Origin of the sequence: Pedobacter polysacchareus (genome assembly GCF_019802255.1) — a bacterium.
GTDB classification, from domain to species: Bacteria; Bacteroidota; Bacteroidia; order Sphingobacteriales; family Sphingobacteriaceae; genus Pedobacter; species Pedobacter polysacchareus.
This window is the reverse complement of the sequence record NZ_JAHYSS010000004.1, coordinates 617524-644310: the sequence shown is the minus strand read 5'-3', so window position 1 is coordinate 644310 and position 26787 is coordinate 617524. Positions and strand designations below refer to the sequence as shown.

The window sequence follows — 26787 nt, the reverse complement described above, 5'->3', positions numbered from 1 at the left end:
GGTCCGTTCCAGCATTAAAAAATTCAACATTAGTCTAACGTAATATCTAAACCTAATCCACGTAACTCATGTACCAATACATTGAATGATTCTGGTACACCTGGCGTAGGAAGGTTTTCGCCTTTTACAATCGCCTCATAAGTTTTGGCCCTACCGATCACATCATCTGACTTAACAGTTAAGATCTCTTGTAGGATATTAGCCGCACCGAATGCCTCTAATGCCCAAACCTCCATCTCACCAAAACGCTGTCCACCGAATTGAGCTTTACCACCCAATGGCTGTTGTGTAATTAATGAATATGGTCCGATTGAACGAGCGTGCATCTTATCATCAACCATGTGCCCTAATTTCAACATGTAGATAATACCTACAGTTGTTGGCTGGTCAAATTTCTCACCCGTTAAACCGTTATGTAAGTAAGTTCTACCTGAAGCAGGTACACCAGCTTTAGCGATCCAGTCTTCTACCTCGTCATGTTTAGCACCATCAAAGATTGGAGTAGCAAATTTCACACCCAATTCCTTACCGGCCCATGCCAATACAGTTTCATAGATCTGGCCCAAGTTCATACGTGAAGGTACACCCAGTGGGTTCAACACGATATCAACAGGTGTTCCATCTTCTAAGAATGGCATATCTTCATCACGAACGATACGGGCTACAATACCCTTATTACCGTGACGACCAGCCATCTTATCACCTACTTTTAATTTACGTTTTTTAGCTACATAAACCTTAGCCATTTGTACAATACCTGATGGCAATTCATCACCAACACTGATGGCGAATTTATCACGTTTGTAAGCACCTAGTTCTTCGTTCACACGAATACCATAGTTGTGCAATAGCAATTTAATCTGGTCATTTTTCTCTTCATCAGTAGTCCATTTGTATGGGTTGATGTGAGCATATTCCAGATCAGCAAGACTTTTCTGCGTAAACTTAGCGCCTTTAGGGAATAATAATTCCTTGTAAACATTGAATACACCTTGAGATGTCTTACCGTTTACAATCTGGAATAATTTATCTACAAGCTCATTTTTCAGATTAGTAGTTGCAAGGTCATATCTCTTATCTAATTTCTCTATCGCTGCTTTTTCTTCAGCTTTAGTAGTTTTCTTAGCTCTTGAGAATAACTTAGTATCAATTACCACACCTTTAATCGATGGTGGAGTTTTCAAGGATGCATCTTTCACATCACCTGCTTTATCACCAAAGATCGCACGTAGTAATTTCTCTTCCGGCGAAGGATCAGATTCTCCTTTAGGAGTGATCTTACCAATCAGGATGTCTCCTTCTTTCACTTCAGCACCTACACGGATGATACCGTTTTCATCTAAATCTTTAGTAGCCTCTTCAGAAACGTTAGGGATATCTGGTGTCAATTCCTCTTCTCCACGTTTCGTATCACGCACTTCTAATTCAAACTCTTCGATGTGTAATGAAGTAAAGATATCTTCACGAACAATACGTTCGCTAATTACGATCGCATCCTCAAAGTTGTATCCTTGCCAAGGCATGAAAGCAACTTTTAAGTTTCTTCCTAATGCCAATTCACCATTTTCAGTAGCATAACCTTCACAAAGTACTTGTCCTTTTACTACTTTCTGACCTTTCTTAACGATTGGCTTCAAGTTGATACAAGTATTCTGATTGGTTTTCTTGAATTTGATTAATTTATATGTTTTGCTATCACCTTCGAATGAAACCAAACGATCAGCGTCGTTTCTTACATACTTAATGGTGATCTCATTTGAATCCACATATTCTACTACACCTTCACCTTCAGCATTGATCAGTGTTCTTGAATCGCGGGCTACGCGACCTTCTAAACCTGTACCAACGATTGGCGCTTCAGGACGTAACAATGGTACGGCCTGACGTTGCATGTTGGATCCCATCAAGGCCCTGTTCGCATCATCATGCTCCAGGAACGGAATCAACGAAGCAGCGATCGATGTAATCTGATTAGGTGCCACGTCCATTAAGTCTAATTTCTCAGGCTCAATAACCGGGAAGTCACCCTCGTAACGCGCTTTAACACGTGCAGTGGTGAAATTACCTTGATCATCATAAGCAGCGTTCGCTTGTGCAATAGTTTTACCATCTTCATCTTCTGCAGACAGGTAAATCACATCCTCATCTACCTGAACAATTCCGTCTTTAACTTTTTTGTATGGAGTTTCAATGAAACCTAAGTTATTGATCTTCGCGTGAACGCAAAGAGAAGAGATCAAACCAATGTTTGGACCCTCCGGAGTTTCAATCGTACAAAGACGACCGTAGTGAGTATAGTGAACGTCACGCACCTCGAAACCGGCACGTTCACGTGAAAGACCACCTGGGCCTAGGGCTGAAAGACGACGCTTGTGCGTGATCTCTGCCAGAGGATTCGTTTGGTCCATGAACTGCGACAACTGGTTGGTACCAAAGAATGAATTAATAACCGACGATAAAGTACGGGCATTAATTAAGTCTGTTGGGGTAAACACCTCGTTATCACGAATGTTCATACGCTCACGAATGGTACGAGCCATACGCGCTAAACCAACACCAAATTGAGCGTACAATTGCTCACCTACTGTACGAACACGACGATTCGACAAGTGATCAATATCATCCACTTCTTCTTTAGAGTTGATCAGTTTGATCAGGTATTTAACAATCGCAATAATATCCGCTTTTGTCAATACTTTAACGTGATCAGGAGTATCCATTTTCAACTTACGGTTGATGCGGTATCTACCTACATCTCCTAAGTCATAACGTTTATCCGAGAAGAACAAACGCTCAATGATACCTCTTGCAGTTTCCTCATCAGGTGGTTCTGCGTTACGCAAAGCACGATAGATGTTTTCAACAGCCTCTTTTTCAGAGTTTGAAGTATCTTTTTGTAATGTATTATAGATAATGGTATAATCAGCTTGGCTGGCACCATCATCTTTAGATAAGATGATCGTTTTAACGCCTGCATCAATGATCATATCAATGTGCTCATCTTCTAAAACAGTATCTCTGTCTAAGATTACTTCGTTACGATCAATGGAAACTACCTCACCGGTATCTTCATCCACAAAATCTTCAACCCATTTTCTTAGCACCCTTGCAGCAAGTTTACGTCCGATGTACTTCTTTAAACCTGATTTGCTAACTTTTACTTCATCAGCAAGATCAAATAATTCAAGGATGTCTTTATCAGAATCGTAACCGATCGCACGCAATAACGTAGTTACCGGGAATTTTTTCTTACGGTCGATGTAGGCATACATCACGTTGTTCACGTCTGTAGCAAACTCGATCCATGATCCTTTGAAAGGAATCACACGCGCAGAATAAAGCTTAGTACCATTTGTGTGACGGCTCTGGCCGAAGAACACACCTGGCGACCTGTGTAATTGCGAAACAATTACGCGCTCTGCACCGTTGATTACGAAGGTACCTTTAGGGGTCATATATGGAATAGTTCCCAGGTACACATCTTGAATGATGGTTTCAAAATCTTCGTGTTCTGCATCATTACAAGAAAGTTTCAGCTTCGCTTTTAATGGAACACTATACGTTAACCCACGGTCAATACACTCAGGTATATCGTAACGCGGTGGATCAATAAAATAATCTAGGAATTCTAAAACAAAGATATTTCTAGAATCTGTGATTGGGAAGTTTTCAGCAAACACCTTAAATAAACCTTCTGTATGACGGTTATCTGAAGTGGTCTCGATCTGAAAAAATTCTCTGAATGATTGCAACTGTACATCTAGAAAATCCGGGTAATCTATGATGTGCTTACTACGTGCAAAATTTACTCTTTGGTCGACTTTATTTGCCAATGGACTAAAGTTAATTTAGTTTAAGAATAAACTATTTGTTTGGTTTGCCGTTAAACGTTTTCACCAGCCAAACAAGATGAAATGTTTATAAACAGGTATAGACTCCGACTATACAGTCGGAGTCTATGTTTAAAGTTATATTAAAATTAAGTGATTACTTAATTTCAACTACAGCTCCAGCTTCTTCTAATTGTTTTTTCAAAGCTTCAGCTTCGTCTTTAGAAACACCAGCTTTTAATTCTTTTGGTGCGCCATCAACTAAATCTTTAGCTTCTTTCAAACCTAGACCAGTTAAGTCTTTTACCAATTTCACAACTGCTAATTTCTGACCACCAGCTTCTTTCAAGATCACATCAAAAGATGATTTTTCTTCAGCTGCAGGAGCAGCATCACCAGCAGGACCTGCAACAGCAACTGCAGCAGCAGCTGGTTCAATACCATACTCGTCTTTTAAGATTTGAGCTAATTCGTTAACTTCTTTAACTGTTAAGTTTACCAATTGCTCAGCAAACGCTTTTAAATCTGCCATATTTATAGATTTTAAAAAATTTTACGTAAAATAATAATTTATAATTTGAACTTTTAAGGTGTTCCTTAACCTTCTCTCTCTTGAAGAGTTTTAACAATTCCTGCAATTTTGTTACCGCCTGACTGTAAAGCTGAAACCACATTTTTAGCTGGTGATTGTAATAATCCAATGATGTCTCCAATAAGCTCTTCTCTTGATTTCAAGCTCACTAAAGTATCTAATTGGTTATCGCCAACAAATACTGTAGAATCGATATAAGCTGCTTTAAGTTGTGGTTTATCAGATCCTTTTCTCAAGGCTTTGATCAGCTTAGCTGGACCGTTACCTACTGTAGAGAATAATAATGCTGATTGACCTTTAAGCGCAACATAGATCTCTGATGCATCGCCTTCTAATCCTTCGATCGCTTTTTTGATCAAAGTATTTTTAGCTACCTGCATTTCAATCCCGCTTTCGAAACATTTGCGACGGATGCTGTTTACTTTCTCAACAGATAAGCTTGATGTATCGGCAATATAAAAGTTACCGAATTCCTGCATCTTCTCTAGAAGTGCTGAAACTACTACGTGTTTTTCTTCTCTGTTCATAATTAAATCCCCGCTACTGATTTAGTTTCGATTGCAATTCCAGGACTCATAGTTGAAGAAACATGAATGCTCTTAAAATAAGTTCCTTTTGCAGCAGATGGTTTTAGCTTAGAAATTACTTGAAGTACTTCTAATGCGTTTTCATATATTTTTTCTGCTGGGAATGATACTTTTCCTATTGAAGCGTGTATAATACCACTTTTGTCAACTTTAAAATCAATCTTACCGCCTTTTACATCAGTTACTGCTTTACCAACTTCGTTAGTTACAGTACCTGACTTAGGGTTTGGCATAAGGTTACGTGGACCTAAAACGCGGCCCAGTTTACCTACTTTTGCCATACAAGCAGGAGTAGTGATAATAATGTCAACATCAGTCCATCCACCTTCAATCTTGGCTACATATTCGTCTAAACCTACAAAATCTGCACCTGCTGCTTTAGCTTCTTCTTCCTTATCAGGATTACAAAGAACTAATACACGTACAGTTTTACCTGTACCGTGTGGTAAAGTAGCAATACCACGTACCATTTGATTGGCTTTACGTGGATCTACTCCTAAAGCTACATCGATATCAACCGATGCATCAAATTTAGTAGTAGTGATATCTTTTACCAAAGCAGCCGCATCCTGTAAAGAATACGTTTTACCAGATTCTAGTTTAGCATGTGCCTTTTTTTGATTTTTTGTTAATTTAGCCACTGTTGTAAACTGTTTTTTGTTAATTAATTTGTCCAAGGTGCATCACCACTAACGGTGATTCCCATACTGCGTGCTGTACCTGCAACCATACTCATTGCAGATTCGATAGTGAAAGCATTTAAATCAGTCATTTTATCTTCAGCAATTGACTTAACCTGATCCCAAGTCACCGAACCAACTTTCTTACGGTTGGGCTCAGCAGAACCACTCGTTAATTTAGTAGCATCCTTTAACTGGATAGCAACCGGAGGGGTTTTGATGATAAATTCGAAAGACTTGTCAGCATAAACAGTGATTACAACTGGTAATACTTTACCTGGCTTATCTTGGGTACGAGCATTAAATTGCTTGCAAAACTCCATAATGTTCACCCCCTTAGCACCTAAAGCAGGTCCTACTGGTGGTGATGGATTTGCAGCTCCACCCTTGATTTGTAACTTAACAAGTGCACTGACTTCTTTTGCCATTTTCTGTTTTGTTAATTTTAATACTCAATGTTATAATGTTGGAAGCAAGTAACATTTAAGATCTTATATAATATTTCTATTCTTTTTCTACCTGCATATAGTTAAGCTCCAGTGGAGTTTTTCTTCCGAAAATCTTAACCATTACTTTCAGTTTTTTCTTCTCTTCGTTCACCTCTTCGATCACGCCGGTAAAACCATTAAATGGCCCATCCATTACTTTTACGTTCTCTCCGACATAATAAGTTACGTTCATGGTTTCACCTTGCTGGCTCATCTCATCAACTTTACCTAAAATGCGATTAACCTCTGCTTGACGCATAGGTACCGGGTTTCCGCCTTTATCTCCTAAAAAGCCAATTACACTATTAACATTCTTAATAATGTGTTCCAGCTCTCCATCCAAATTCGCTTCAATTAAAACATATCCGGGATAGAAGTTACGCTCTTTCGCAATCTTTTTTCCCTCTTTCATTTGATAGTATTTCTCCATTGGGATCAATACCTGAGGAACAAGGTGAGAAAAACCTAAACGGCTAATTTCAGAATCGATATACTGTTTTACCTTCTTCTCTTTACCGCTTACCGCCCTAACTACATACCATTTCAACTGATCGTCCATTTAGCTATATTAATTAGAAAGTGATTTATAAAAAGTATCTAAAACAAAAGTAGATCCCTTATCCATTGCAAAAACGACTAATGCAATGATAAACGAAGCTACTAGAACCAGCACTGCAGAATTTTGCAATTCTCCCCATGTAGGCCAAGTAACCTTCTGGGTCATTTCTTCATACGATTCTTTAATAAACTGAACTACTTTAGCCATAATCTTTTATTAGCACGGGAACAAGGATTCGAACCCTGATCAAAGGTTTTGGAGACCTCTATTCTACCGTTGAACTATTCCCGTGTATATTATGCTTTATCTCTTCAACCAAGATTTAGCAGCTTTATTAGAAACAAAGTAGTGGGTTTTTAAAGCCCAGCTACTTTGCTTTATTTTTGTTCTTTAAGGCCTATTGGCTTTAAATTACTTTACAATTTCAGTTACCTGACCAGCACCTACTGTTCTACCACCCTCACGGATTGCGAAACGTAGACCTTTTTCCATTGCGATTGCGTTGATCAATTTAACATTGATAGTTACGTTATCACCTGGCATTACCATTTCAGTTCCTTCAACTAAGGTGATTTCACCTGTAACGTCTGTGGTACGGAAATAGAATTGTGGACGGTATTTGTTAAAGAATGGAGTGTGACGTCCACCTTCTGCTTTTGATAATACATAGATCTCAGCTTTGAAATCTGTGTGAGGAGTTACTGAACCTGGTTTACAGATTACCATACCACGACGGATATCAGTTTTCTCAATACCACGTAACAATAGACCTACGTTATCACCTGCTTCACCATAATCAAGGATCTTACGGAACATCTCAACACCTGTTACAGTTGATTTAAGATTTTCAGCACCCATACCTAAGATCTCAACTGGATCTCCAGAGTTGATTACACCACGCTCAATACGACCAGTTGCTACAGTACCACGACCAGTGATCGAGAATACATCTTCAACAGGCATTAAGAATGGAAGGTCAGTTAAACGTGGAGGGATTGGAATGTAGCTATCTACAGCATCCATTAATTCCATGATTTTAGCAACCCAAGTAGGATCTCCGTTCAAGCCACCAAGAGCCGAACCTTGAATTACAGGGATATCATCACCAGGGAATTCATAGAAAGATAACAATTCACGAACTTCCATCTCTACTAATTCTAGTAATTCAGGATCGTCAACCATATCCACTTTATTCATGAATACTACCAATGAAGGAACACCAACCTGACGAGCCAATAGAATGTGCTCACGAGTTTGTGGCATTGGACCATCTGTAGCAGCTACAACGATGATAGCTCCATCCATTTGTGCAGCACCAGTAACCATGTTCTTTACATAATCCGCGTGACCTGGACAGTCAACGTGTGCATAGTGACGGTTAGCTGTTGAATACTCAACGTGTGCTGTATTGATAGTGATACCTCTTTCTTTTTCCTCTGGAGCAGAGTCAATAGAATCAAATGAACGCGCCTCAGATAAACCAGCATCAGATAACACTTTAGTGATAGCTGCTGTTAAGGTTGTTTTACCGTGGTCAACGTGACCGATTGTGCCGATGTTTAAGTGCGGCTTGCTGCGGTCAAACTTTTCTTTTGCCATGTTTTTATACTTATTAGTAGGTTATAACTTTTTTATTTATTAATTGTTTTGATACAAATTCAACACAAAAAACCTTGTTCAACTGCTATAAACGACAGATTCAACAAAGCTTGTTTTTATCTTGAGCCAAAGATGGGACTTGAACCCACGACCTCTTCCTTACCAAGGAAGTGCTCTACCGCTGAGCTACTTCGGCTTTTAATCTCAGCTTCAATCTAAATTAAATTAAGTAGTTCAATTTTGATAGTCGAATTGAACTACTCAATTCCTTGCCGATTCTCCAGCTTTTCCAATTTTGAGCGAAAGACGAGGTTCGAACTCGCGACCTATAGCTTGGAAGGCTATCGCTCTACCAACTGAGCTACTTTCGCTTTTTTATTGTGGGGGGAGAAGGATTCGAACCTTCGAAGTCTTGCGACAACAGAGTTACAGTCTGTCCCATTTGGCCACTCTGGTATCCCCCCCTACCTTTAACTTGCCAATACTTTGCAGTATCGAAGTTAAAAGAGCCTCCTATCGGGATCGAACCAATGACCTACTGATTACAAGTCAGTTGCTCTACCAGCTGAGCTAAGGAGGCTAATATGATCATTGCAATGGTATGCACAATGATTTTTCTAAATGTTAATCTTTCACAGAACTAATCCGAATCTTTTAAGAGAAACGCCCTCTCTGATTGGGATTGCAAATGTACACCAATTTTAATATGATCCAAAATTATTTTAAAAAAAAAATGGCAGGACTTCATCCTGCCACCCTTTTTATTAAAAACCTCAAAAATATCAGCCTAATAATCAGATACTTCGTTGGCATTTAAAATTGCTTTATGTTCGCTTAATTTTTCTCGAGTTTTATCTTTGTGTTTAGTAATTTGTTTCCTCAGGGACTCAATTGCCAAATCTGTAGCCTCCTCAAAAGATTTACATTGTTCCTTTGCGAACATCGTAACTCCTGGAACCATCAGTTTGATTTCACTTATCTTGTTTGCTTCATCGTCTACGTTTTCTAATTTTAAATAAACCTCCCCACTAATAATCTGGTCGAAGTACTGATCTAACTTATCTGTTTTCTTCTGAATAAACTCCAACAATTTCTGGTCTGCATTGAAATGGATCGATTGAACTGTAATTTTCATTGTTTCCTCCTTTTTTATGCCTTTGGATGGGCTTGTTTATATATTGATTTTAATCTCTCTATAGAGTTATGGGTGTATACCTGGGTTGCAGCCAGGCTGGCATGGCCCAATAACTCTTTAATTGCATTTAAGTCCGCCCCCCTGTTCAACAGGCTCGTCGCATAAGAATGACGCAGTACATGGGGGCTTTTTTTATCCTGTGTGGATATATAAGTCAAATAACTGGTCACAATCCTATAAATCAGTTTAGGATAAGCAGCTGCTCCTTTATCTGTAACGAATAAGGTGCCCGTTTTGTTATGAAAATTTTGTAATGTTTTTATGTCAAGGTAAACTTTCAGCTGATCCGCAAGAAGTTTGCTGATGGGAATGATTCTTTCTTTATTTCTTTTTCCCAGTACACGGATTGTAGCCCCATAAAAATCGATGCTTTCTTCGCGGAGCGAAAGCATTTCAGCCAAACGCATGCCGGTTCCAAACAGCGTTTCTATCACCAGTTTATCACGAACGGAAGGAAAGCTGTCATTGAAAAATTCGCCGGAGTCCAGTAAAACATCCAGCTTCTGATCTTCGATAAAAACAGGAAGTCTTTGGGGGATCTTTGGCGCCCTAACTAAGGTCATCGGACTCGCAGTGATCAAACCTTCGCGCAGCAGATACTTATAAAAACTACGGAGTGTAGACAATTTCCTGCCTATAGAACGCTCGGAAACCTCCTCCTCTAATAAGGCCACCATATAACTTCGTACCTGCGTATGGCCGGCCCCTACCAGTGGCAGCTCAAAAGTTTGTTCCAGATAATCGCTGAACTGCAATAAATCCGTTTGATAAGATTTTAAGGTATGTGGAGAATAACGTTTCTCGTGCTGGAGATAAAGGAGGAATTGCGCAACAACCATAGGCCTAGTATTTGTAAAACACGATAAGTGAATATACAAAAGATACGATGTGAAATGGTCAGAATTTTCACATTAAAAATAAAAAAGCGCTATCGGCTTCACCAATAGCGCTTTAATATCATAAAAACTTTTTAGAAACTATACAGTTCCTTCAAGTTGCATGTTTTGCTTGTAAATTGCATGTTTAACTAACGTACGACGAGCTACAGATTTTTTCTCATAAGCTTGGCGGCTACGTAATTCTCTTAACACACCTGTTTTTTCAAATTTCTTTTTGAAACGTTTCAACGCCTTATCTAGTGATTCGCCGTCTTTAATATTAATGATAATCATAACGTAAATATACCCCCTCTCGTTGTTTTTAGGATTGCAAAGATAGAGCTTTGTTTTGAGAATCAAAACAATAACTGTATTTTTATTTAAAACAATGCCCAGCTAATTTTGTCTATGACTTAACACTTACTCAAAAACCTATGAAAACAAAAAAAACGCTTTTCATCGTCCTTGGCGTCATCCTGCTCATCCTGGCGGGATTTGTCTACTTCCGCTTCTACTTTGTACTTGGAGAAGGTGTAAAAGCCGGAGAGCTCAATTATGTGGTCAAGAAAGGCTATCTGTTTAAAACCTATGAAGGAAAACTGATCCAAACCGGTTTAAAATCCAAACAAACCGGAAACATTCAATCTAATGAGTTTGAATTCTCCGTGGAAAATGCTGCAATTGCAGAGAAAATGATGCTGAACAGCGGAAAAGTATTTGAATTGCGTTACAAAGAATATATGGGGGCTTTGCCATGGAGAGGCTATAGTAACTATGTCGTCTACGAGATCATTTCGATCCAGTAAAATAAAAAATACGGCGACCCTAAAAGTCGCCGTATCCGTTCTTGTTTATATTTGGTTAGAATATGCTATTATATAATAAGGTAAGATACCAATTAATCTCTTAAAATCTCCCTTGCAATCACAATTTTTTGTATTTCGGAAGTCCCCTCCCCAATCGTACACAATTTACTGTCTCTGTAAAACTTCTCTACAGGGAAATCTTTCGTGTAGCCATAGCCGCCAAAAATCTGTACCGACTCTGTCGCACAACGTACCGACACTTCAGAAGCAAAGTATTTCGCCATAGCCGATTCCTTGGTCATCGGTAATCCACGATTTTTCAAATCAGCCGCTTGTCTGATCAATAATTCTGCAGCCTCAATCTCTGTAGCCATATCTGCCAGTTTAAAGCTGATGCCCTGAAAACTGGAAATGGGTTGTCCAAACTGATGACGTTCTTTAGAATACGCTACAGCAGCTTCATAAGCCCCTTTCGCAATACCCAATGATAGCGCAGCAATAGAAATCCTGCCGCCATCCAATACCTTCATCGCTTGCTTGAATCCTTCACCTACCTGACCCAGCAGGTTTTCTTTAGGCACCCTGCAATTGTCGAAGATCATCTCCGTCGTTTCTGAAGCACGCATGCCCAGTTTATTCTCCTTTTTACCTGCAGCAAAACCTGGAGTACCTCGCTCTACTACGATTGCTGAAATCCCTTTTGAATCCCCTTTTTCGCCAGTACGAACCATCACAACAGCTATATCTCCACTTTTACCATGGGTAATCCAGTTTTTAGCGCCATTGATCACGTACTCATCGCCTTCTAAACGTGCGGTAGTCATCATGCCCAAAGCATCAGAACCCGTATTTGCTTCTGTTAGTCCCCAGGCACCAATCCATTCTGCACTAGCCAGTTTAGGTAACCACTTATGTTTTTGTTCTTCCGTTCCAAAAGCTAAAATATGTCCGGTGCATAAAGAGTTGTGAGCTGCCAGTGATAAGCCGATTGAACCGCACACTTTAGCCACCTCTACAATTACATCTACATATTCCTGATAGCCGAAACCAGATCCCCCGTAAATTTCAGGAACCAGTACGCCCATCAATCCCAGTCCACCAAGTTTCTTGAAAACCTCTACAGGAAATTGCTGCGTTTCATCCCATTCCATTACATGTGGACGAATATTTTTTTCAGCAAAATCTTTCACCATCTTCCTGATCATCTCCTGATTTTCTGAAATACTAAAGTTATAGCCTACAGAACTATCCATCGTTTCTAACATATCTTATTGTTTGAATTTCAACAATTATAAGGAATAAAAATGCTTCTAACCACAGTTGAAAATTCGCCTCCTGATAGAACGAAACGGTATTTAGTTCATTAACCGTACCCCTTCATTTTTAGAGAAAGCTATGGAGAAGAATAGTGGTTTATATTTTTTTTAATTTAGTTTTGAAAAGACTATAAATTAAACGCAATCATGAGATTTATTACCAGAAAAGACATCCTCCAACAATTAAAAAATGACTTAATTGGAAAAGATGCCTACCGTGGAGTAACCCTTACGTACTCCTGGATGGCCAATCAGTTTGGCCACTTCTCACTCGGATTTATTCCAACCTTTATATTATACACCATTCTGACTTCCAAAACCGAAATGTCCAGACCAGAAATCTGGGCACCAGTGATCATCTGGGGATGCTGGATTTTATTTGAACTCTATAATTTCCTTGGACCACTGCTTTTTAATGTCAATTCAAAAAGTGAGGACCTGCAAAATAAGGGTTATATCTTTCATCCGGAATGGGGAAATATCACTTTTGACACGCTCACTGACCTCTGCTTTTTTGGCTTGGGCGCATTTGCCTGCAGCTTACTCTGTGCCTATACCTTGCCGGCACTCGTCATTTTTCTGATTTTATGTACCCTTGCCATCTATCCTTCTTATTACTGGTATTCCACTAAAATGCATTTGCAAAATGCCGGGTATCCTTTTCAACTGCGACTCAGCCAATGGAAATTCAATATCCAGGAAGACCATAAGACTGTAATTGCAGATTTTGTAAAAAATCCACAATCGGGAAAACACCTTTTACTTTTTGGATCTAAGGGAAGTGGAAAAACCTCGCTCTCTGTAGCCATAGCCACCGAATTGTCCATTAAAAACAACCGCTGCAGTTATGTTACTGCCACAAAATTACTATCCATGTTTTTTGAGAAAGCAGAACGGGTGGCCATTTCACCAGGATCATGGGCATGGCATGATTCTTCCCTGTTGATCATCGATGATATTAATCCAGGGGGGCAAATTAAAAAAGACATCCTTCGTGCACCACTATTCTATGAATTACTAAACAACCCGGAGTATGGTCCTTTTAACAAGGAACACCTAAAAAAGATGAATACCATTTGGGTGATGGGAAACGAAGAATCTCTGGAACAACATGAAGAACGCTGGGAGCATTTATTTCAACAGATTGGCATCGCCGATTCGAATGTGTTCCGCGTCAATCTTGATCTCCCATTAAGGTAAGATAGAGTTGTCATAAGCAAAACTCACGAGATGAGTGAGGCTTTTTACATTGAAACGCTTATATAAAGGAATAATCCGTTTTTCTATAGCAGAGTGCGATACCTTTAAATCGTGGGCAATCTCTTTAAAGGAGTACCCTTTTGCCACCAGTTCCAATGCTTCACGCTCTTTATTAGAAATCGCCAGGTAGCTGAATAAAATCTTGTTCAGCTCCTCTTCGAACTTCTCCTTTTCAGGCCCATAGGCTGCATAACGCATCACTTTTCCAAAAATCAGGCTTTTGTTCACCTGGAAACGACCAATAATTGCGGTAATCTTTCCATTTTCTGAACTGTATACCCCCACCCTTACAGACATTGGAACAGCCGTTCCATCTTTATGTATTTTCTTTAATTCAATGCTGAAACTGTACTTCTCGAGATCTTTAGTTTTTTGGTGGATAAACTGAAGCGCTTTATCATTCAGTTCATGAGAAAAAGGAGCAAATTCTGGTGCCGACATATTTACCAAAGCCAGCATATTAATTTCACTGTCTTTATAGCCTAAAATCTCTTCCCAGCCACCAGCATAAATCATGCGGTTTTCCTTAAAAGAATAAATATAAATCGCTTCATCCGGGAACCTGGGTAAAGTCTTATCAAAAAAAATGGCCTGCTCACTTTCCATATCCGCAGGTATATCCGTGATGAATGTTTTAGAATAATCCCCAAAGTTCTCTCGCAGCTGCATTTTCATTGAAATATATTTCTTTTTTAACGATTAGCCTCCCTTTAAAAGGTCATTGATCAAGAGAAATGTCATAAACTGCGTATTTTCACAGTTGACAATCCTTAAATCTAGGAGTAATTTTACGCCAAATTAAATAAATAAACAAAAAACTATTCCAAGAATATAGAAAACGGATCATTTATCTATATAAATAATAAACCATGTATCTCAAAAACCTCAACAAATCATATGTCACCCGATACACGATAGTCCTGTTAAAAGTGATCGCCGTTATACTATTTCTCTTTTGCTTTTATCAAGCCTGTAAAATTACCAGTTAGTATATAACTCCCCCCTTTTATATATATGAATATGCAATCCTATCCTCCATAGGATTGCATTCATAATTATTTTGAAAAAGCTTAGTATCCTGCCAGAGAATATACGCTGGCATCGTAAGGTGCTAAACGGTCTTTTCCATTTAAAAAGTCAAGGCTGATGATAAAAGAATAAGCTGCTACATTTGCACCCAGCTGCATGATCAACTTGGAAGCCGCTACTACTGTGCCACCGGTAGCGAGTAAATCGTCATGAATCAACACCCGCTGCCCTGGCAGCAAAGCATCCTCATGAACTTCAATCGTTGCTGTACCATATTCCAGTGCATAAGATTCTTTGATCGTTTTGTAAGGTAATTTTCCTGCCTTACGAATCGGAATAAAAGGCACATTTAACATTTGTGCTAATCCCGGACCAAATAAAAAGCCCCTGCTTTCAATTCCTGCTACCACATCAATTTTTACATCGGCTAGCTGTGCAGCTAAAGATTTCAGGATCTCCTGACACAATTCATGATCTTTTAAAATCGGGGTAATGTCTTTAAACACAATTCCAGGTTTTGGAAAATCATTCACGTCCCTAACTGTCTTTTTAATTCTTTCTGCTATCATTTCTAAAAAATAAGATAAGGCGCTAATTTTTCAATCAATTCAGGGGTTAAAACAACCACCTTATTTAAGTCTGCAATATTACTATAATTTCCGTGTTGTTTTCTATACGCAATTACCGCATTGACCTGCTGGTAACGGAGATAAGGGTGGCGGTTGAAATCAGCTGCCGAAGCCGTGTTGATATGGATCTTACGCAACAAAGCAGGGTCCACACTGATCTGATCTTTAATTTCTTCATATTTCAGACTGTCGATACCAAAAACCTCCATCAGCTGTTCTTTTTTATAGAAACCACCAATCCTTTCCCGATAAGCCACAATCCTCCTGGCAAACACTTTTCCTATCCCATGAATCCGATCGAGCTCCAAAGTATCGGCGGTATTCAATGCCACCACTACTTTTTCTTTTACAGGAAAATTTTTCGCAGGGCGATCCCGATGATCAATACCTTGATCCGGTATCTTTTTTACCGGCACAATTTGAACATAGGGTTCCAGCTGATGGTACAATTCCGGAGTAATTGTGTACATCTTCTTCAGGTCTGAGGGCAGACGAAATACGCCTCCTTTAGTGCGATAGTTTAAAATCGCCTGAGCTTGCTTTGGAGATAAACCCAAATCCTGCCAGCCTTCGGAAGTAATGGAATTCGGATCAAAATAAAAGAGCTTGGATTTTCTTTTTTCCGGAAGCCCAGAATAAGAACGTTGCATTCCCGACCTGGCTTCTGCCCTTTCAGGCTCCCTGGCCAACTCCAGTTTTAGCAGTGCGAGCTGCTCCTCCACTGTCGGCCCCTTTAAAGGAACTAAAATCCGGTAAACTGTCGGGAATACACCGATCATACCAATCAGCACAATTAACACCAAAAGCCCATTAAACTCCCTTTTAGAAAATTGAAAGTAGTTATTTAGCCATTTTCTGATCACCTGCACAAGGTAGTTACTGTTATTTAAAAATATAAATCTTATTTTTGAAATTGCTTTATTATTCACAAACAAAATTAGATGAAGATCATAACCACCAAAGAGTTTGCAGAGGCTACAAAAATAGATAAGCTGGGTGTGCCTGGCCTGGCAGCCCTGCTTATGGAGATGATGAAACTGAATGACATCAACAAGGTTTTTTCCCAAAACAAACATTATAATGGGTTAGAATTTGTTGACAAAATATTAGAAACCATTGGCGTTACGATAGACTTTGATGAAGACGATCTGAAAAGTATTCCTAAAACCGGAGGTTTTATTGCGATCGCAAACCATCCTTACGGAGGTATTGAAGGTTTAGCATTGGTAAAGTTACTTTGTACCGTTAGACCGGAAGCCAAAGTGATGGTCAACTTCATCCTGAAAAAGATCCCTAACCTGAGTGAATTCTTCGTTGCCGTAAACCCATTCGAAAACGTACAGCATACTTCCAGCATTAGCGGACTAAAAGCCACTTTCGACCTATTGCAAAGCGGCACTCCGATAGGAATTTTCCCTGCCGGTGAGGTATCTACCTTTAGCCTGGACAAACAGGAGATTACCGATCGCCTATGGCACCCGGTAGTGGGTAAATTAATTGCCCGCGCTAAAGTTCCCGTAGTGCCAATTTATTTCCATGGCAACAATGGGGTATTATTTAATATTTTAAGCTTTATCCACCCCACTTTAAGAACAGCCAAACTTCCTTCAGAGTTCCTGAATAAACAAGGCCTCAAAATAAAAGTAAGAATAGGTAAGCCGATTCATATCGAAGATATCTCTTACAGAAACAATACCAATAAGCTCCTTGATTTCCTACGTGCCCGTACCTATGCTCTAGGAACAGGTTTAGAACAAGAGAAAAAACTATTCAATCCGATCAATCTTTTCAAAATTAAAAAGACACCGGAACCTGTTATTGAAGAAACCGATCGCTCACTGATTGTTTCAGAGATTGAGGAACTGGAGACATTCAGGGTATGGCAGGAAAAGAATTATGAGGTGTACATCACGCCTACTTCCAGCATTCCAAATATCCTGAGAGAGATTGGCCGCTTACGCGAGATCACCTTCCGAGAAGTTGGAGAAGGAACCAACAAAAAAATCGACCTGGACAACTATGATATTTATTACCATCACCTGTTTATATGGGATACAGAAAAGCAAAATATTGTAGGCGCGTACCGCATTGGTAAAGGCGATGAGATTTTGGATACCATGGGCAGAAGAGGATTTTATCTTTCTGAACTTTTCAAAATCAAAGAACCTTTTTATCCAATTCTAAGAAAAGGAATAGAACTTGGCCGTTCCTGGATCCGAAAGGAATACCAGTTAAAACCATTACCTCTGTTCTTACTTTGGAAAGGTATCTTAAAATACCTGCTGGACAATCCGCAATACCGTTATATGTTCGGACCGGTGAGTATCAGTAATAACTTCTCTAAGTTCTCCAAATCACTGATAGTGGATTACATTACGAAGAACCATTTTGATTACGAACTGGCGGCTTTCGTGAAGCCTAAGAACAAATTTAAAGCAGACTTATCTGCCATTGACAAGAACCTGCTGGTAGAAAGCAGTGAGTCTTTAAAAGACCTGGATAGTTTGATTTCAGATATTGAAAATACGCACATCAAAATTCCGGTGTTGTTAAGACAATACATGAACCTGAATGCAAAAATTATCTGTTTCAATATTGATCCTAAGTTCTCTGATTGCCTGGATGGATTCCTCCTGGTAGATATGCAGAACATCCCTGCAGAAATGCTGGAAAAGGTTGGCAAGAACTTCTAAACTTAAAGCGCCACGATTGATATCGTGGCGCTTTAAGTTTAAATCGAATGTAGCCAAGACTTAATCTAAGTAATGATGAAATACCTCTGAGAACCCATATGCTGATGGATGCTCTATAGACGTTATTTTGAACTGATAGAAAGGACCCAATGGGACACTATTTGGTTTAGGAAGTATGAAATTTCCATTATTAGGAGTGGAATGAACCAAATTCCTGTTAAAGGTTCCGTCTTCATTGTACAAATCTATAGAAACATTTGAAGCATTTATCCGGTCTACTAACCACCTTACCTTAAGTTCGCCATAGCCAGAACCGGAGCTATCTGGCCTAAATATCCAGAAAGCATGAGGAAAAACATTTGGGGTATCATCAGGCCACAAACCAGGATGTTCATTAACAAAACAAAACAAACCACTTTTTCCAAACTTTTTACCAACAACATCCTCAACTAACATGTAATAACTAAAATGATTGTCAAATGAAAGTTTGACTTTTAAAGCTTGTAGTGCTGCTGCATCCAATTTAAATGAGCCTGTATTGGGTATTTGCTTTTTAGAAATTAGCACAGGGGAGACAGGACCTCCTGGATAAGTGGTGTCAATTTCATAAATGCTAATACTAACAGTACTTGCTCCTAATTCAAAATTTTTCCACTTTAACTCTACCTCTTCTTCTGGCAACTTAAATCCCACTTCATATTGATTAAGTGCTGGGTAAGTAAATAGATCTGAAACATTAACGGGAGGAATAACCGGAGGGACATAGTTGACCACTGCACTGCCATGAAATTTATCTTCGGTCAGTATTTTATTCTGATCTGTATTATAATAAGTAACCCTAAGAAATAAAGCACCTCCTTTTGCTCCCACAGGAAGCTCACCATCAATAGCAAAATACATAAAGCCCTGTGCTACTCCATTGTGGAGCCAATCCGCATTTGTAATTGATGTTTTTTTTGATAATGCGATCTCCTCTGTGCTGCATCCTGAACAATAACTGTAAGGTTTCATCATAAGCGTTACACTACAAGCCCCATCAGCAAAGGTCCCAATACTAGTTATAGGACGACCTAAAGCAAGATCAAACTTAAAAGGAGTTTTAACACTCGGATCTACAACCGTTAGAGAGCCTGATATTAAATACTGAGGATAAATTTTATATCCACTAAAATGAATACTCGCTCTTGACGTTAGCATACTTACGAAGGAAAACAAAAATATCATGGATATCTGTTTTCCAGTTTTTAAATACCTCATAGCTATTCTCCGTGTTCAGCACGATAAATATTCGCATTCAAATAAAAATCCTCCATCTCCGTTCTATTGAATTTGATATTTCTTATCAAAAATTCATTCGAATCTTTCAAATAGGAAATTTCCGATATCTGAACACCAAGAGATATGGACAGAAACTTAAGCAAGCGCTCATCAGATACAGTATTCACTATATCCGGGGTTGTTAATACGGGCTCTTTAACCAACGCGACCTCTTCCTTCTCACATGAAGAAAAAGAAAATACAACAAACATTAAAGCCAGCGTTGTTTTTGACAACTCAAACCTGAAAACGTTATTTTTTTTCATATATATAATTTATTTTTCTCAAAAATACCAAGAGGAGAATTAAGCTAGTATTATTAAACGATTACAATTACATACCGAAACATTAACTAATTCAGATCAATATCAAAAGATAATAACCACAAGACCCCATGAGTAATTTACTCACGGGGTCTTGTGGTTATGGAGAAGATGAATGGCTATAGCTCAATGAGCATATCCATTGTCATCCTTGTTTTTAGAATGTTGCGCCAGCAGCAGCAGATGATCCTGCTTTCAATAAGAAGTTAGGAGCAGTCAGACTAAATGGACTTTCCAATAATGCAGCTGCAGCAGTTGCATCAATAAAGGTATTTCCTTTTGAAGTCAGGTAGGTTTTAAGCAAATCAACATTTGCGAAAGATGGTATTGTTCCGTCAGCTACTATATCTTTACCTGCAATAAACGATTGGTAAATATTATTTTTGATCAATGAGTTTCCTTCAGTAGTTGCAACTAAAGCATCACCAGTTTCTTTATCACGGATATCGATACCATATTTAAATCCGATGAAGATAGAGTTTGCCAAAATCATTTTTGAACCTCTTCTCCATAGGTTAGCATATTCATGTTTTGCATCAGCAGTAACACCAGGACCAATCAAAGTCATGTTAGAAATTACCGGACGTGTTCTTGGATTAGAATCCCAAACTTTCTCAGAGTTATCAGACTCAATACCGTTAGACTGGCCAGCCTGATCTGCTAATTCTGGATTTCTTTGTGCTACTAAAAATTGTAGTCTACCTGAGAAACCATTATCAAAGTCAAAGATATCATCAACATTTGCAATAGAAACCAAGTGTTTTGCATTTACTGTACCACCAAACCATTCGAATGAATCATCACCAGAGTAAGAAACCTGAACGTAATCAACTACAGTTTTAGAACCTACAGAACCAAAAGTAATCCCATTGATTTCATTGTTAGTTGCATAAGCAATACCAGGGAATTCTACACGTACATATCTAAGCACACCAGAATTATCATCAGGAATATTACCACCGTGGTTTCCTTCAGGAAGTGTTAAACCACCTTCAATTAAACCTTCACCACCAGGGATGTTATTGGTTGATTTACCAAGAATGATAATTCCACCCCAGTCGCCAGGAGCTCTGTTTCCTACAGCCTCATTTGAAGTAAACACAATTGGTTTTGCAGCAGTTCCTTCTGCATTGATTTTACCACCACGGGTCACTACTAATGTAGCTTTAGAAACTTTATCTCCACGGATTACCGTTCCCGCAGGAATCGTTAAAGTAACCCCATTTTTAACATATACAAATCCTTTTAACAAATAAACTACTGAAGCATCTAAAGTCATGTTAGCAGAAATATCACCTGATAAGGTAACAGTAGTTGCACCATATACAGTTGTTTTTGGTGTGAAGTTGGTCCAGCTAGCAGTCCAGTCTGTAGTGCCAAATGCACCTCTGTAACTTACTTTATCAAAAAACGCATCTGCTAATGTAGCAGGAACAGATGGGTCAACAATAGGATCAATAATTGCATCGCCACCGCTTTTCTTACAACTGGTTATTGCTGTTGCTCCTGTAACTAATAATGCTAACAGGCTTAAGTTTAATCTATTTTTCATGTCTGTTTATTGTTTGTTCAAATCTACAGCGGCTACATTAATCTGGTATTAATTCAGGATTAAGTATAGCCGCTGTATGTGTTAAGTTATGGTTAAGACTATTTGATTTTGTAAGAGAAGCCAATAGATACTGAAGAACCAAAACGGTCTGCAATGTTCACATTATCAGTTTTCTTGTCGAATGATGCATTTGGATCAGAACCTTTTACTTTTTGATAGTAATAAGCTTTGTTATTCAAAATATCACTGTAGTTCAGCTTTACCTCTGCTCTGGACTTGGCAAACTTCTTAGAAATCTGAAGATCCAGTACATTTCTTGAATACTCATAAATATCAGGATCTTCTATGTTACCGATTGCCCAGATGCGTGGACCTACCCTGTTGTACAATAAAGTCACACCCAGAGTATTTGCAGCAGTATTGTTATAAGTAAGGCCTGCATTGATCAGGTATGGAGACTGTCCCTGCATTGGTCTAACGCCTTTTGCGTTCACCAATTTAGAAACTACTACTTCCGACTTGATATAAGAAGCATTGGTATTGAAAGTAAAGTTGTTGAATTGCTCACCAATGAATTTCAATGATTTTCTAAATTCCAGTTCTATACCATATACTGTAGCAGATTCAGAATTGGCATAGCTCAATGACCTACCCGAATTTCCCAATTGCAAAGTCTGCTCTATCGGCAATTCGAAGTACTTATAGAAAGTAGATACTGAGAAGGTTTCTCCTGAAGCAGGGTAATAGGCATAACCTAAATCCAGATTGGTAGTTTTTGATTGTTTTAAATTAGCATTACCCCTGATGTTCATGTTTTTATTGAAATCATAAAAAGGGAAAGGAGCAAGCTCTCTGAATTCTGCACGTCCAACTGTTTGGGAAGCAGAAACACGGATATCCGCTTTATCAGTTAAATTGTAGATCAGGTTGGCAGATGGCAATAAGTTTGTTGTAGTTGAATCAATTTTCACAGGTTTACCATTGTCTACACTATTCAATTTCAATTGGTAAGACTCTAATCTTGCACCAACACTAAATCTTATTTTCTCAGTCAGGTAACCATCAAACATCGCATAACCAGCATTCAGAAATGCACTTGCATCATAATGATCTCCACCGTTGGTAATCTCATCATATACAAATCCATTCGGACGAATATTTTCTGGAGCAAAAATCTGATCCTGCGGTAAAGTCAGTAATGAATTGTCAAAATCACCGTTTCTAATCAGACCCAAAATTCTTGCATTGAAATCACGCTTTCTGTACTGACCAAAATAACCGAATTTAATTTTGTTCTTATCCTGGAACCAGGAAACTGGAATAGTAAAGTTTAAGGCCCCACCATATGCATCCTCATTCAGTTTAGAGTTGAAGTTACCTGCAAGTCTGGCATCAGCTGAAGCCGGTTGAATCGCAGCTACCCCATCTTTAGAATATTCCATACGCTTGTAACCAGGCTCTTTTCTATCCGTATTCGCATAGTTCAGATTCCAGTCCATTTTGATTTTACTATCTTGTGTTAATAAATGCTCACCAGTTAACTGGTTGCTCAGTAAAGAGCGCTGCAATAAGTAATCACCGGTTCTAAGAAATTCCCCACCAGCATCATCTTTACCTTCACGGATGGTAAATTGATTTTCAAGCACCCTGTTATAGATGTTTTTTAGGGTAATTTTATTGGTACCCCAAGAGTAAGCAAAGTTGGCTAAAGCACCGATATTGGTGTTAAAGTTATATTGATTGTCATGAAACTGATCACCCAAGGCCTGTCCGGTATAAGCCTTCTGGTCAGAAGTTTTCAATCTCTCATCATATCTATAAGTTAATGACAATACCGTTCCGAATTTAGAATCGTCTTTATACACTTTACTTGTACCGTAATTTAATTGAAAGATCGGCCCCAGTTTAGCGGTTACTTTGTTATAACCCCAGTTGTTTTTGAATTGTCTGGATAAATCAAACCTTTCTGCCGAATTCGGTTCCAGCGCTCTGAACACATCTGTAGATGGGAAGCCTTTTGGAATATCTCTTCCTTTATCATAAATCCCTAAAGCTTCCAGACCACCTCTTGGTGCTACATAAAAGTCTTTAAACGCCGACTGCATATTGATCGATGTTCCTAACGATAAATTCAGGAAAGGGTTATCAGGAAAGTCTTTAGTTGTGATTTGTACAACACCACCAGAAAAATCTGCTGGAATATCTGCGGATGCAGTTTTGTTGATCACAATGGCATCGATTAAATTCGAAGGAAGGATATCAAAAGAAAATGCTCTTTTATCTACTTCCGTATTTGGAAGCATAGAGTTGTTCAGCATTGCTGAGTTGTAGCGATCAGACAATCCACGAACAATCACAAATTTGTTGTCTTGGATACTGGCACCACTCACACGTTTCAACACCTCTGAAGTATTCTTATCCGGGCTTTTTCTGATCAGCTCTGCAGAGATTCCACTGGAGATACTAATACTCGCTTTCTGATTGGCAAATAGCGTGTTCACAGATTCCTTACTTGCGCTTGCAGAAATCACAACCTCGTTTAAGTTGTTAGAAGAAGATTCGTCTAATACAAAATCTATACTGGTAGAACCAGTTGCTTTCACTTCAATATCAGTGATTCTTTTTGTCGTGTAACCGATATAAGAAGTTTCTACAATATATTTCCCAGCGGCCAGGCCGTTGATGATGTATCTTCCTTCCACATCCGTTGATGATCCTTTTGTGGTACCTGCAATTTTAACAGTCACACCAATCAGTGTTTCCCCTGTTTTTTTATCAGATACTTTACCAGAAATTTTGCCGGTTTGAGCAAACACTGTGCTGCCAATAATTACGAATAAAACGGTAATTAATGCCTTTTTGAGATGTAGTTGTGATTTCAATTTTCCCTGTTATTTGTTTCAGGCAAAACTATTACCACAATGTTAGGTCTATATTAGCTCACAATTACCATTCGTTTATCACAGTGTTAACTTCATGTTAAATGAGGTTTGGCTCAATATTTTAACCCTATTTTTTTGCATATAAAGTGCAATAACCAAATTGGGCCAATTAACAAAAACTTAACATCTTCTAAAAATGAAGGTTTTTTTCCTTCGATCTTATGACCGATAAATTGTCCGATCCAGGCGCCTACAAAGATCACTGCACAGACTAACCAAACTGCCGGTCCACCGGCCAGTTCCCATTTCTCTAACATCACAATAAAGAAAGACATCAGACAAATCAGCAGCAGCATCAGGTAAGACATGATCGGGGAAAGCTTATAGTAATAATATACCGAGAAAGCGATCAGAAAGGATGCCCAGTTCACAAAACCATTGTACTTGCCCAGGAAGGCCAGGTGTGGAAAAGGAATGGCCCATACTAAACCCAGCAGACTAAAAACAATCAATGGTACACATATCCAATGGATCATTTCATTGGTATGATTTTGATGGCTTTCTGCGTATTTATCAAAAAGAACATCCACTTTGCTTTTCTCTACTGCTTTCGTCTTCATGTGTTTCTTCATTTTTTGTAGCGATCCGATATTAGATTTTAGTAAAAATAAAGAAAGCGATGGATAATTCCACCGCTTTCGTTTTAAATATTAGTCAGCTTAATTGCTTAAGCTTTAGTTGTCAACTATTTCGCAAAAGAAACAGATCTGGTTTCCCTGATTACTGTGACTTTAATCTGACCCGGGTAAGTCATTTCTGTTTGAATGCGGTTAGAGATATCGGCTGCTAACAATTCTGCCTGCTGATCCGTTACTCTTTCACTTTCTACCACTACCCTTAATTCTCTACCTGCCTGGATGGCGAAAGTTTTCTCTACACCAGGATAAGAAAGGGCTAGTTCTTCCAGTTCTTTCAAACGCTTGATGTAACTTTCCACTACCTCACGACGGGCACCTGGACGCGCACCAGAGATGGCATCACAAGCCTGAACGATTGGTGAAATCATTGAAGTCATCTCGATCTCGTCATGGTGAGCACCAATGGCATTACAAATTTCAGGATGTTCTTTATATTTTTCAGCCAGCTGCATCCCTAAGATTGCGTGAGGCAATTCCGGGTTGTCATCAGGTACTTTACCTATATCGTGTAATAATCCCGCACGTTTCGCCATTTTAGCGTTTAAGCCTAATTCAGCAGCCATCGTTGCACAGAAATTCGCTACCTCACGAGAGTGATGTAATAAGTTCTGGCCATAAGAAGAACGGTAACGCATACGTCCCACCATTCTGATCAGTTCCGGGTGTAAACCATGGATCTGTAAATCAATTACGGTACGTTCACCGATTTCTACGATCTCATCTTCAATTTGTTTCTTTGTTTTAGCCACCACCTCTTCAATACGTGCTGGGTGGATCCTGCCATCCGTTACCAAACGGTGTAATGCCAAACGGGCAATCTCTCTTCTTACCGGGTCGAAACCTGATAAAATGATCGCTTCCGGTGTATCATCAACAATGATTTCAATTCCTGTAGCGGCTTCTAAAGCACGAATGTTACGTCCTTCTCTACCAATTACACGACCTTTAATCTCATCACTTTCAATATGGAAGATCGAAACTGTATTTTCAATCGCTGCTTCTACTGCAGTACGCTGAATGGTTTGAATCACCACCTTTTTCGCTTCTTTCGTTGCGGTTAGTTTGGCTTCATCTACAATATCCTTTACCTGAATCATCGCCTGCGTACGGGCTTCCTGCTTCATGTTTTCTACCAATTGGTTTTTCGCTTCTTCTGCGCTTAAACCGGCAATGGTTTCCAGCTGTTTTACATGCTGATTTTTCAGCAAATCTACTTCTTCCTGTTTTTTAACCGCTACTTCAGTCTGTTTTTCCAGGTTCTTCTTCGTATTGTCCAGCTCCTGTTCCTTGCGGTTCATATTTTCCAAACGCTGATTCACAGACTGTTCTTTCTGTTTCATTGCATTTTCACGCTGGTTGATCTGGTTGTTCTTTGTATTTACTTCCTGCTCATGCTCAGATTTCAACTGTAAAAACTTCTCTTTTGCTTCCAGTAACTTGTCTTTCCTAAGGATTTCAGCCTTACTTTCTGCATCTTTAAGCATCTTTTTTACCTTGGTCTGTGCGGCAATCTCCTGATTTTTCAGCAAGCTGCGCAGCAGGTATCTGCCTACTAGAACGCCAACAACTAAGCCGGCCAGTACATATCCAATTATTCCTACTATTTCCATTTTAATTCATCTGTATTTATATATTTCCCTTGTCCCGAGGGCAGAACCGCTATTGGTGTTCATTTCCCATGCGACAACGTAAATTTTTTCTGTAAAAAAAACCGCAACTAAATCTTAAAGTCCCACGTATTAAAAACCTCAACGAGTTATAATTAGAATTTAGGTCATTTTCAGGTACATAAATGCAGATGAAATACACCCTCTTAATTCTATAAATATTGAAGTGTTAAGTTTTTAAAATTGTGAAACTCAAGATCTAGCTGC

At 38.9% G+C, this 26787-nt stretch carries 24 protein-coding genes and 5 tRNA genes; 3 read left to right on the top strand and 26 right to left on the bottom strand.

Annotated elements, in window-relative coordinates; translation table 11 throughout:
- Positions 1-29 precede the first annotated feature (29 nt).
- The 16 genes from rpoB to rpsU form a co-directional block, all read right to left on the bottom strand.
- Positions 30-3833 (bottom strand): DNA-directed RNA polymerase subunit beta, encoded by a 3804-nt coding sequence (rpoB, locus tag K7X70_RS14040; RefSeq protein ID WP_062550288.1) that lies wholly within the window; start codon positions 3831-3833, stop codon positions 30-32.
- A 154-nt stretch (positions 3834-3987) separates the two neighbouring features.
- On the bottom strand, positions 3988-4362 hold the full coding sequence (gene rplL, locus K7X70_RS14035) for a 50S ribosomal protein L7/L12 (RefSeq protein WP_222537630.1): 375 nt from the start codon (positions 4360-4362) through the stop codon (positions 3988-3990).
- Positions 4363-4427: 65 nt separating this feature from the next.
- Positions 4428-4949, bottom strand: coding sequence for a 50S ribosomal protein L10 (rplJ, locus tag K7X70_RS14030; protein WP_222537629.1), 522 nt, complete (start codon positions 4947-4949; stop codon positions 4428-4430).
- Positions 4950-4951: 2 nt separating this feature from the next.
- Complete coding sequence (gene rplA / locus K7X70_RS14025; RefSeq protein ID WP_062551168.1) at positions 4952-5650, bottom strand: 50S ribosomal protein L1; 699 nt, start codon at positions 5648-5650, stop codon at positions 4952-4954.
- Between the two features lie 23 nt (positions 5651-5673).
- Entirely contained in the window at positions 5674-6117 is a 444-nt protein-coding gene (gene rplK / locus K7X70_RS14020) for a 50S ribosomal protein L11 (protein ID WP_073232496.1), read from the bottom strand.
- A 76-nt stretch (positions 6118-6193) separates the two neighbouring features.
- A complete protein-coding gene (nusG, locus tag K7X70_RS14015) occupies positions 6194-6736 on the bottom strand; it encodes a transcription termination/antitermination protein NusG (protein ID WP_062550291.1) in 543 nt (180 codons plus the stop codon).
- Between the two features lie 9 nt (positions 6737-6745).
- Positions 6746-6943 carry a preprotein translocase subunit SecE gene (gene secE, locus K7X70_RS14010; RefSeq protein ID WP_062550292.1) on the bottom strand — a complete coding sequence of 66 codons (198 nt, stop codon included), beginning with the start codon at positions 6941-6943 and terminating at the stop codon, positions 6746-6748.
- 13 nt (positions 6944-6956) lie between these two features.
- Positions 6957-7027, bottom strand: a tRNA-Trp gene (locus tag K7X70_RS14005).
- Between the two features lie 120 nt (positions 7028-7147).
- Positions 7148-8335 (bottom strand): elongation factor Tu, encoded by a 1188-nt coding sequence (gene tuf, locus K7X70_RS14000; protein WP_182956986.1) that lies wholly within the window; start codon positions 8333-8335, stop codon positions 7148-7150.
- A 124-nt stretch (positions 8336-8459) separates the two neighbouring features.
- Positions 8460-8531 (bottom strand) — tRNA-Thr (locus K7X70_RS13995).
- Between the two features lie 102 nt (positions 8532-8633).
- Positions 8634-8706: transfer RNA gene (locus tag K7X70_RS13990), tRNA-Gly, on the bottom strand.
- Between the two features lie 10 nt (positions 8707-8716).
- Positions 8717-8799, bottom strand: a tRNA-Tyr gene (locus K7X70_RS13985).
- Positions 8800-8842: 43 nt separating this feature from the next.
- Positions 8843-8915: transfer RNA gene (locus K7X70_RS13980), tRNA-Thr, on the bottom strand.
- 207 nt (positions 8916-9122) lie between these two features.
- Positions 9123-9470 (bottom strand): ribosome hibernation-promoting factor, HPF/YfiA family, encoded by a 348-nt coding sequence (hpf, locus tag K7X70_RS13975; protein WP_187667328.1) that lies wholly within the window; start codon positions 9468-9470, stop codon positions 9123-9125.
- Positions 9471-9484: 14 nt separating this feature from the next.
- Positions 9485-10369, bottom strand: a complete 885-nt coding sequence (locus tag K7X70_RS13970) for a tyrosine-type recombinase/integrase (protein WP_222537628.1) — start codon at positions 10367-10369, stop codon at positions 9485-9487.
- Between the two features lie 138 nt (positions 10370-10507).
- Positions 10508-10702 carry a 30S ribosomal protein S21 gene (gene rpsU, locus K7X70_RS13965; RefSeq protein WP_062551169.1) on the bottom strand — a complete coding sequence of 65 codons (195 nt, stop codon included), beginning with the start codon at positions 10700-10702 and terminating at the stop codon, positions 10508-10510.
- Between the two features lie 140 nt (positions 10703-10842).
- Between rpsU and K7X70_RS13960 the strand changes: the two genes are divergently transcribed.
- Positions 10843-11214 carry a hypothetical protein gene (locus K7X70_RS13960; RefSeq protein ID WP_222537627.1) on the top strand — a complete coding sequence of 124 codons (372 nt, stop codon included), beginning with the start codon at positions 10843-10845 and terminating at the stop codon, positions 11212-11214.
- A gap of 92 nt (positions 11215-11306) precedes the next feature.
- Here K7X70_RS13960 and K7X70_RS13955 read toward each other — a convergent pair whose 3' ends face one another.
- Positions 11307-12479 (bottom strand): acyl-CoA dehydrogenase family protein, encoded by a 1173-nt coding sequence (locus tag K7X70_RS13955; protein WP_222537626.1) that lies wholly within the window; start codon positions 12477-12479, stop codon positions 11307-11309.
- Between the two features lie 198 nt (positions 12480-12677).
- Here K7X70_RS13955 and K7X70_RS13950 point away from each other — a divergent pair, with 198 nt between their 5' ends.
- The gene (locus K7X70_RS13950) at positions 12678-13730 is read left to right on the top strand and encodes an ATP-binding protein (protein WP_222537625.1); all 1053 of its coding nucleotides are present in this window, start codon (positions 12678-12680) and stop codon (positions 13728-13730) included.
- On the opposite strand, the gene K7X70_RS13945 is transcribed toward K7X70_RS13950, so the two are convergent.
- From K7X70_RS13945 to K7X70_RS13935, 3 genes are all read right to left on the bottom strand, one after another.
- Positions 13722-14465: a LuxR C-terminal-related transcriptional regulator gene (locus K7X70_RS13945; RefSeq protein ID WP_255607188.1), complete on the bottom strand. Its 744-nt coding sequence runs from the start codon at positions 14463-14465 to the stop codon at positions 13722-13724. The two genes, K7X70_RS13950 and K7X70_RS13945, sit on opposite strands and share 9 nt — an antisense overlap.
- A gap of 395 nt (positions 14466-14860) precedes the next feature.
- On the bottom strand, positions 14861-15388 hold the full coding sequence (locus K7X70_RS13940; protein ID WP_222537624.1) for an adenine phosphoribosyltransferase: 528 nt from the start codon (positions 15386-15388) through the stop codon (positions 14861-14863).
- 2 nt (positions 15389-15390) lie between these two features.
- Positions 15391-16377: a ComEA family DNA-binding protein gene (locus K7X70_RS13935; RefSeq protein ID WP_222537623.1), complete on the bottom strand. Its 987-nt coding sequence runs from the start codon at positions 16375-16377 to the stop codon at positions 15391-15393.
- A 12-nt stretch (positions 16378-16389) separates the two neighbouring features.
- Here K7X70_RS13935 and K7X70_RS13930 point away from each other — a divergent pair, with 12 nt between their 5' ends.
- On the top strand, positions 16390-18141 hold the full coding sequence (locus tag K7X70_RS13930) for a bifunctional lysophospholipid acyltransferase family protein/GNAT family N-acetyltransferase (RefSeq protein WP_222537622.1): 1752 nt from the start codon (positions 16390-16392) through the stop codon (positions 18139-18141).
- A gap of 60 nt (positions 18142-18201) precedes the next feature.
- Here the strand turns inward: K7X70_RS13930 and K7X70_RS13925 are convergent, their stop codons facing one another.
- The 6 genes from K7X70_RS13925 to rny all read right to left on the bottom strand — a co-directional run bounded on the left by K7X70_RS13925 (position 18202) and on the right by rny (position 26523).
- Positions 18202-19338, bottom strand: coding sequence for a hypothetical protein (locus K7X70_RS13925; RefSeq protein ID WP_222537621.1), 1137 nt, complete (start codon positions 19336-19338; stop codon positions 18202-18204).
- 62 nt (positions 19339-19400) lie between these two features.
- Complete coding sequence (locus tag K7X70_RS13920) at positions 19401-19724, bottom strand: hypothetical protein (protein WP_222537620.1); 324 nt, start codon at positions 19722-19724, stop codon at positions 19401-19403.
- Between the two features lie 214 nt (positions 19725-19938).
- Entirely contained in the window at positions 19939-21333 is a 1395-nt protein-coding gene (locus K7X70_RS13915) for a beta-helix domain-containing protein (protein WP_222537619.1), read from the bottom strand.
- Positions 21334-21431: 98 nt separating this feature from the next.
- Entirely contained in the window at positions 21432-24215 is a 2784-nt protein-coding gene (locus K7X70_RS13910; RefSeq protein WP_222537618.1) for a TonB-dependent receptor, read from the bottom strand.
- 113 nt (positions 24216-24328) lie between these two features.
- Positions 24329-24835 carry an Mpo1 family 2-hydroxy fatty acid dioxygenase gene (locus tag K7X70_RS13905; RefSeq protein WP_222537617.1) on the bottom strand — a complete coding sequence of 169 codons (507 nt, stop codon included), beginning with the start codon at positions 24833-24835 and terminating at the stop codon, positions 24329-24331.
- A 125-nt stretch (positions 24836-24960) separates the two neighbouring features.
- Positions 24961-26523 (bottom strand): ribonuclease Y, encoded by a 1563-nt coding sequence (rny, locus tag K7X70_RS13900; protein ID WP_222537616.1) that lies wholly within the window; start codon positions 26521-26523, stop codon positions 24961-24963.
- Positions 26524-26787: the final 264 nt, after the last annotated feature.